The 5,936-nt window shown below is 64.5% G+C and carries 5 protein-coding genes and 1 tRNA gene; 3 read left to right on the top strand and 3 right to left on the bottom strand.

What is annotated here, in order from left to right:
• The 3 genes from K728_RS18000 to upp form a co-directional block, all read right to left on the bottom strand.
• Positions 1-2,412, bottom strand: a 2,412-nt coding sequence (locus K728_RS18000; RefSeq protein WP_035746578.1) for a helix-turn-helix transcriptional regulator, incomplete at its 3' end; no start/stop codon positions are given.
• A gap of 275 nt (positions 2,413-2,687) precedes the next feature.
• Positions 2,688-3,527: a winged helix-turn-helix domain-containing protein gene (locus K728_RS0100300; protein WP_019482336.1), complete on the bottom strand. Its 840-nt coding sequence runs from the start codon at positions 3,525-3,527 to the stop codon at positions 2,688-2,690.
• Positions 3,528-4,045: 518 nt separating this feature from the next.
• On the bottom strand, positions 4,046-4,681 hold the full coding sequence (upp, locus tag K728_RS0100295) for a uracil phosphoribosyltransferase (RefSeq protein WP_019482335.1): 636 nt from the start codon (positions 4,679-4,681) through the stop codon (positions 4,046-4,048).
• A 23-nt stretch (positions 4,682-4,704) separates the two neighbouring features.
• Here upp and tadA point away from each other — a divergent pair, with 23 nt between their 5' ends.
• The 3 genes from tadA (at position 4,705) to K728_RS0100280 (ending at position 5,917) form a co-directional block, all read left to right on the top strand.
• Positions 4,705-5,190, top strand: a complete 486-nt coding sequence (gene tadA / locus K728_RS0100290; protein ID WP_019482334.1) for a tRNA adenosine(34) deaminase TadA — start codon at positions 4,705-4,707, stop codon at positions 5,188-5,190.
• A 113-nt stretch (positions 5,191-5,303) separates the two neighbouring features.
• On the top strand, positions 5,304-5,789 hold the full coding sequence (locus K728_RS0100285; RefSeq protein WP_024475469.1) for a pyridoxamine 5'-phosphate oxidase family protein: 486 nt from the start codon (positions 5,304-5,306) through the stop codon (positions 5,787-5,789).
• A gap of 43 nt (positions 5,790-5,832) precedes the next feature.
• A tRNA-Ser gene (locus K728_RS0100280) sits at positions 5,833-5,917 on the top strand.
• Positions 5,918-5,936 lie beyond the last annotated feature (19 nt).

Genomic DNA, 5,936 nt, shown 5'->3' with positions numbered 1-5,936 from the left:
GAGCCGCAACTGCTCGCGGGTGGAGACACCCAGTTTGCGGTAGGCGTTTTGAAGGTGGCGTTCGGCTGTCCGCGGTGAAATGCCAAGGACTGCGGCGATCTCCGAGTTCTTGCTGCGGGACATAGCGAGATCAACCACCTGACGCTCTCGGCGGGTCAGCATCGAGGTGTCCTCAGGCATGGTGGGGCGGGAATCCGAACCAGGCACCAGTACCTGCGCAGCCCGCTGGACCTCGGGTTGTTTGATCCTGCCAGCAGCCCGCGAGGCGAGAGTGGCGGCCACGGCCGACAGTCCGACGTTTCCGTGGCGGGCGGCGACCTGCGCTGCCCGGACGAGGGTAGCTGGATCGCCGGCCAGCAGACCTTCGGCGAGGAGCCCCAACTGCCGAGCCAGTGGGCCCGACGTGTTTCGGGCGCACCGTTCGAGGCGCTTGAGGTCCAGTTCGTTGAAATGGTCAGCGAGGGCAGCCTCCGTGTCGCCTTCCCCCTGCAAGAGCACCAGGGAACCCAGCGCGAACAGCTGCAGCCCAAACAGGCCGGTGAGCTTCCTGTCCCCCGCCAATTCCTGCAACCCGGTGGCCGGTGAACGGCCTGAGCCTTGCAGGGCGAACAGGTCCGCCGACCGTTGGATAAACCAGGCGAACAGGTCAGCGGGACGCGCCGCACTACGATCTCCGGCGATGACGCCGTCCCGCGACTCTCGGGAGATCAGGCGTGGGAGCGACAGGGTCGACTGTTCGCCAAACAACAAGCGGCCTGGCCGTCGCAGTACGTGCTGGGAGAGCATGTCAGTGAGCACCCGCCACTCGCCGTTGAGGAACAGCACCCGGTAGTGGGCGGTTTCACCAAGTTCACGCACGACGGCGGACCGGACGCTCCCAGCCACGAGCCCGCATTCGATGGTCATGAGTCGTGCCCGCGCCGAGTCTCCACACGCGGCATAGGCCTCCGCGGCCAGCATTGTGACCAGGTAGCGGGCGTCCGAACCCGAAGGAAAACTGTTCGCGCGGAAGACGTACAACAGGGCGGGGTAGTTGCCGGTCCGCCGGTGAATCAGCAGCTGCCGCAGCGGGTCCTCGGTCAGCTGCTCCGGGTCCTCATCCCAGGCCACATCATCGGCCGCGAAGACAGACCGGACCAGTTGGCTGATTGCCGCGTCATCGACGGCCGGTGCGGTCGACGCCTCCGGCGCGTCGGCCTGACCATCCAGGGCACGCCGGCCCTCCTCCACCTGCCCGAGGAACCAGTGGGCTTCCGCTTGCACCCGGGCCGAGAGTTCAGTCTTCCGTTTCACGGCGGAAACCAGATCGAGGGCGATGCGGGGGGAATAGGCGCGCATCGCGTCGTCGGCGGCGTTCAGGAGGGCCGTGTCATTGACCTCGATTCCGCGTTGGAGCGCCCAAACAATGTTCGCGCCCGGTGGGCGTACCCCTCGGAGGGCCATCCCGGGCTCCACGATTTCGGTCCAGATCTGACGGCTTCTGGCGTCCCCCAGAGTCTGCCGCAGAATGTGGGCCAGCCCTTTGCTATGCAGCCAGTAGGTGTTTCCGCCGTCGCGGGCGTCCACCATGCCTTCGCGCTGCAGGTGTTCGAGTGCCCGCATATCGCAGTGGCGTGCCAGCACATCAATGTGGACTGATCCGGCCGCAGCAAGTACTTCCAATGCGGCGCGTTCATCGGCGTTCAGCCGCGATTGCAGCACCGCCAGGCCGCTGCGCAATGAGCTACTGGTGAAGGGCTCGGCGTAGTGGGCGGTGGTGCGCCAGAGTCCGTCGACGTGTGCAATGTTGCCGTTCTCGCGACCATGCGCGGCGAGCATGGTCAGAATCCTTGCATTGCCTCTGGAATGGGCGTGCAGCGAGTTAACAACCGAAGTCGAGACCTCGCCCCCGAGGAAGCGCTCGATAACCTCCCTACCCTCGGCAACCGATAGCGAGGAAAGGGTGAGGGCTTCCATGGTGCGGCTGTTGACGGCCGCGCGAAGTTCGGGGGTGTCCTCGACCCGGTTGCAGGAGACCAGGAGGGTTACCGAGGGCATTTCCAGCAGCATGGTGCACATGGCCCTGCTCTGCGGGTCGAGGAAATCGAAATTGTCGATCAGGAGGATCACCGGGCGTTCAACGGCCAGCTTCCTCAGCCGCTGGGCGAGCTGGGCGAACATCACGGCCGGGTGTGGGACCGTGCCTGGACGGACCCTGACCAGGTCTGCGAGCGCCAGGTATGCGGTCTTGGTGCCTCGGGGGGTTCCGCGGAGGCGCACAATGGTTCGGTCGGACTCAAGCGACCGGGCAGCGATCTTCAGGGACTCCGTTTTTCCGGAACCGAATTGGCCTTCGACGACCACCGACACTCCGCGACGAAGCAGCACCTCCAGTTGCGAAAGCAACTGGCCGCGGGTTCTGTCCCCAGTCATACCTATCCCCAATGTGGCGAGTGTGGAAATGGGAACTGGCAACTACTACCGCCTCGTCACACACCATCCCGAACACCCGCCAGGGCGCAGGGAATCGTATAGTCTTCCGCTTCTGCAGCCACTGGTTACCCGGCCCATCTCATCTTGAGGGCGACTGACTCCCAACAGTCACCCCGATGATGAGATTGCCACAGGTTAGCACTTGCCGCTGCGGTTTGGTACCCCTGGTGGCGGTTTTGCTATCGGCTGGCGGCGGCGATTAGGCGCTGACCCGACTAGATGGAGTATTCGGGGGCGGCCCAGACGATGACTTCAGGGTGCTCGTAGAACCGGTAGCCCTGCCCCCTGACCGTTCGGACGGTGTTCGCGAGCCGCCCCAGCTTGGAGCGAAGACGGCGAATGTGGACGTCGATGGTGCGCTCGTTGGGCACCTCTTCGGCATTGCGCCACAACCCACTGAGAAGTTCCTCACGGCCAACTGTCCGGGTCGCGTTTTCGACCAGGTAGTTGAGGAGTTCGAACTCCTTGAAAGTGAGGTTGAGCGTGTCGCCGTCGAGGTGAACCTCTCGCCGGGACAGGTCGATAAGGACACCCGTGGGTCGCGGTGCGGCAGGCTGGGCCGCCTGAGCGGGGACGCGCCGGGTAACTGTGGGGTCGCCAAGAGCCTGCCGGACGACGTCGATATCGCTTCCCACGGCGTCGGCGGGTGCCAGCGCCACAGCAGCGTGGCTTTGGGCCTCTGGGACGACGGACCGAACGTAGGCCCTGACGTCCTGGGCCAGCTTGGTCAACGTGGTGCCGCAGGTGGCAGCGATTCCCTCATCCAGTGCGACATATAGCACGAAGCCGCGCGCGGTGGTATCACCGGTCACGGACTGGGGGCCGGGCACTCCGTTCGGGGTGACTACCGGGGTGGGCGCCGTATCGGGGTGGGCGCTGTCCAGTGGGCCAGCCACGGCCTGGAGGGGGCGGTACCCGGACGCGGCCTGGTCCTGCGCCGGAACCTCGCCGTAGGGGACGAAGGAGGGGCGCGACTGGTAGGAGCGGCCCTGAAGGTTGGCGCGGCTCTGTGCGTTGCGGAGAGAGATGTGGACGTATCCGGATGCTACTGACATATATCGCTTGCCTCTACGTGAATGGCCGTCATCACGGCACGAATGCGGGGGTATGCCCGAGTCGAGATGGCTTCAATGGAGCCCGCCGTTGGGCTAGGAGTGCGTAAGGGGTGTGGGTAAGCCGTTACGCGTGCATTCGACACCAGCGCGTGGCACTCGCAGGCTGTGCGCCTGCGGTTGATGCTGCAACTGGAGATGCCGATGAGTGGGTAAACACGTTACAAATTATTGCACGTCACATTCCTTTACGCGCAAGTAACAATGGTTTGGGGTGCGGCCAGTCGCCCTTTTCCCGCTGCGATTCCGCCGGTGCGGACCAAATTCCCCGCTCTGGGTGAGCAACCTGGAAATCGGTGGGCGACATTCCGCTCACCCAGGCCCTGGTTGACCGCCTGAGTCGAGCTTGCCCACCGGAGCAGGGCGCAACGCCGTCGCACACAGGCTCACCGAACGCGAAATCGGTCAACGACGACGTCGACGGCGGCGCCCCCACGCAGCTGCCGCGATCGAGGCCGCGACTAGCCGACGACGCCGTACAGGCGGTCTCCCGCGTCACCCAGTCCGGGCACAATGTAGGCATTTTCGTTGAGCTTCTCGTCAATGGAGGCCAGCACGATGGTCACGTTGGCGTCCTCGAGCTCGGCCTGCAGTGCGGCAAGGCCCTCGGGTGCGGCGAGGAGGCAGATGCAGGTGACATCGGCGGCGCCGCGTTTGAACAGGAACTTGATCGCTTCGCGCAGGGTGCCGCCGGTGGCGAGCATCGGGTCGAGGACGAAAATCTGGCGGCCGGTGAGGTCGTCGGGCAGCCGTTCCGCGTAGGTGATGGCCTCGAGGGTCTCCTCGTTGCGGGCCATGCCCAGGAAACCCACCTCGGCGGTGGGAACCAACCGGGTCATGCCTTCCAGCATGCCCAGGCCAGCACGAAGAATGGGGACGACGAGGGGGGTGGGCTTCACCAATCCCGTCCCGATCGCGGTAGTCACCGGCGTTTCGATCTCGACGGGCTCCACCCGGACATTGCGGGTTGCCTCGTAGGCGAGCAGCGTCACCAGTTCCTCGGTCAACTGCCGGAACACCGGCGATGCCGTGTCCTTGTCCCGGAGGACGGTGAGTTTGTGGGCTACAAGGGGATGATCTACAACCAGTACGCGCATAGCTCAAAAGTATCATTGGGGGCATGCCGCCAAACCCCCTCGGAACCGACCCGCTCCTTTCCCAGTGGATGGGCCTCGCACTGGATGCTGCACACCGCGCCCTGGAGACGGCGGATGTGCCGATTGGCGCCGTCGTCGTCGCCGCAGATGGCACGGTACTGGGGACCGGCTGGAATGAGCGTGAAGCGACCGGGGATCCGACAGCCCACGCCGAGGTGCTGGCCTTGCGCCGTGCCGCGGCGACCACCGGCAACTGGCGGCTGGACGGGTGCACCCTGGTGGTCACCCTCGAGCCGTGCGCCATGTGCGCCGGCGCCTCGGTGCTGGCACGCGTCCCGCGCGTCGCGTTCGGGGCATGGGACCTCAAGGCGGGCGCGGCAGGGTCGGTTTTTGATGTGCTGCGGGAACGACGGCTCAACCATTGGACCGAGGTTGTGCCCGGGATCCGCGAAGACGAGTGTGCCGAGTTGCTGAAGGACTTTTTCACCGCCCAGCGCAACGAACGGTGACACCGTCGGGCAGTGCCAGCGGATTTCGCTGGAGGCTAAGCCGGTATCGCTGACCTGAGGTACTGCGTAGGCTGACTAAATCCGGTAAGCCGCATAGTTAAAAGGAGCACTTGATGACCTCGCAGCAGGATGGCATGAAGGAACTACACAAGGTTTTGAAGGATGCAGACATCGCAATCCTGACCACCATCAACGGTGAGGGCCAGCTGGTCAGCCGCCCGCTCGCCGTGCAGAAGGCCGAGTTCGACGGCGATCTGTGGTTCTTCACGGAGGACCCCTCGCCGAAGTCCGCGGAAATCCGCACCAATCCGCAGGTGAACGTGTCGATCAGCAGCGGCAAGGGCTACGTATCGATCACGGGCACCGCGTCGCTGACCAAGGACCGCGCCAAGATCGACGAGCTGTGGAGTGCTTCGGTGGAGCCGTGGTTCGAGAACGGCAAGGACGACAACTCGGTGGCCCTGATCAAGGTCGACGCCGATACCGCCGAATACTGGACCCTGGATTCCCCGAAGATCGTCTCGGCTTTCAAGATCGCCAAGGGTCTGATGACCGGTGAGCGCGCCGATCCAGGCAAGAACGACGTCGTCGATCTCTAGCGTTTTGGGGCTTGGGCCCGCCAACCGGTAAAGTAACTGCGTTGGTGACGTGTCCGAGCGGCCGAAGGTGCAACACTCGAAATGTTGTTTGGTGAAAGCCAACGTGGGTTCAAATCCCACCGTCACCGCGAGTGAGTAAGGCCCCGG

The sequence above is a fragment of the Arthrobacter sp. CAL618 genome, from assembly GCF_000468215.1.
Classification (GTDB): domain Bacteria; phylum Actinomycetota; class Actinomycetes; order Actinomycetales; family Micrococcaceae; genus Arthrobacter_D.
This window is presented reverse-complemented; position numbering and strand designations above follow the sequence as displayed.

Coding starts and splice junctions, on each gene's coding strand:
- K728_RS0100300 (WP_019482336.1), bottom strand. CDS start 3,527: ATGTCAGTAGCATCCGGATACGTCCACATCTCTCTCCGCAACGCACAG.
- upp (WP_019482335.1), bottom strand. CDS start 4,681: ATGCGCGTACTGGTTGTAGATCATCCCCTTGTAGCCCACAAACTCACC.
- tadA (WP_019482334.1), top strand. CDS start 4,705: ATGCCGCCAAACCCCCTCGGAACCGACCCGCTCCTTTCCCAGTGGATG.
- K728_RS0100285 (WP_024475469.1), top strand. CDS start 5,304: ATGACCTCGCAGCAGGATGGCATGAAGGAACTACACAAGGTTTTGAAG.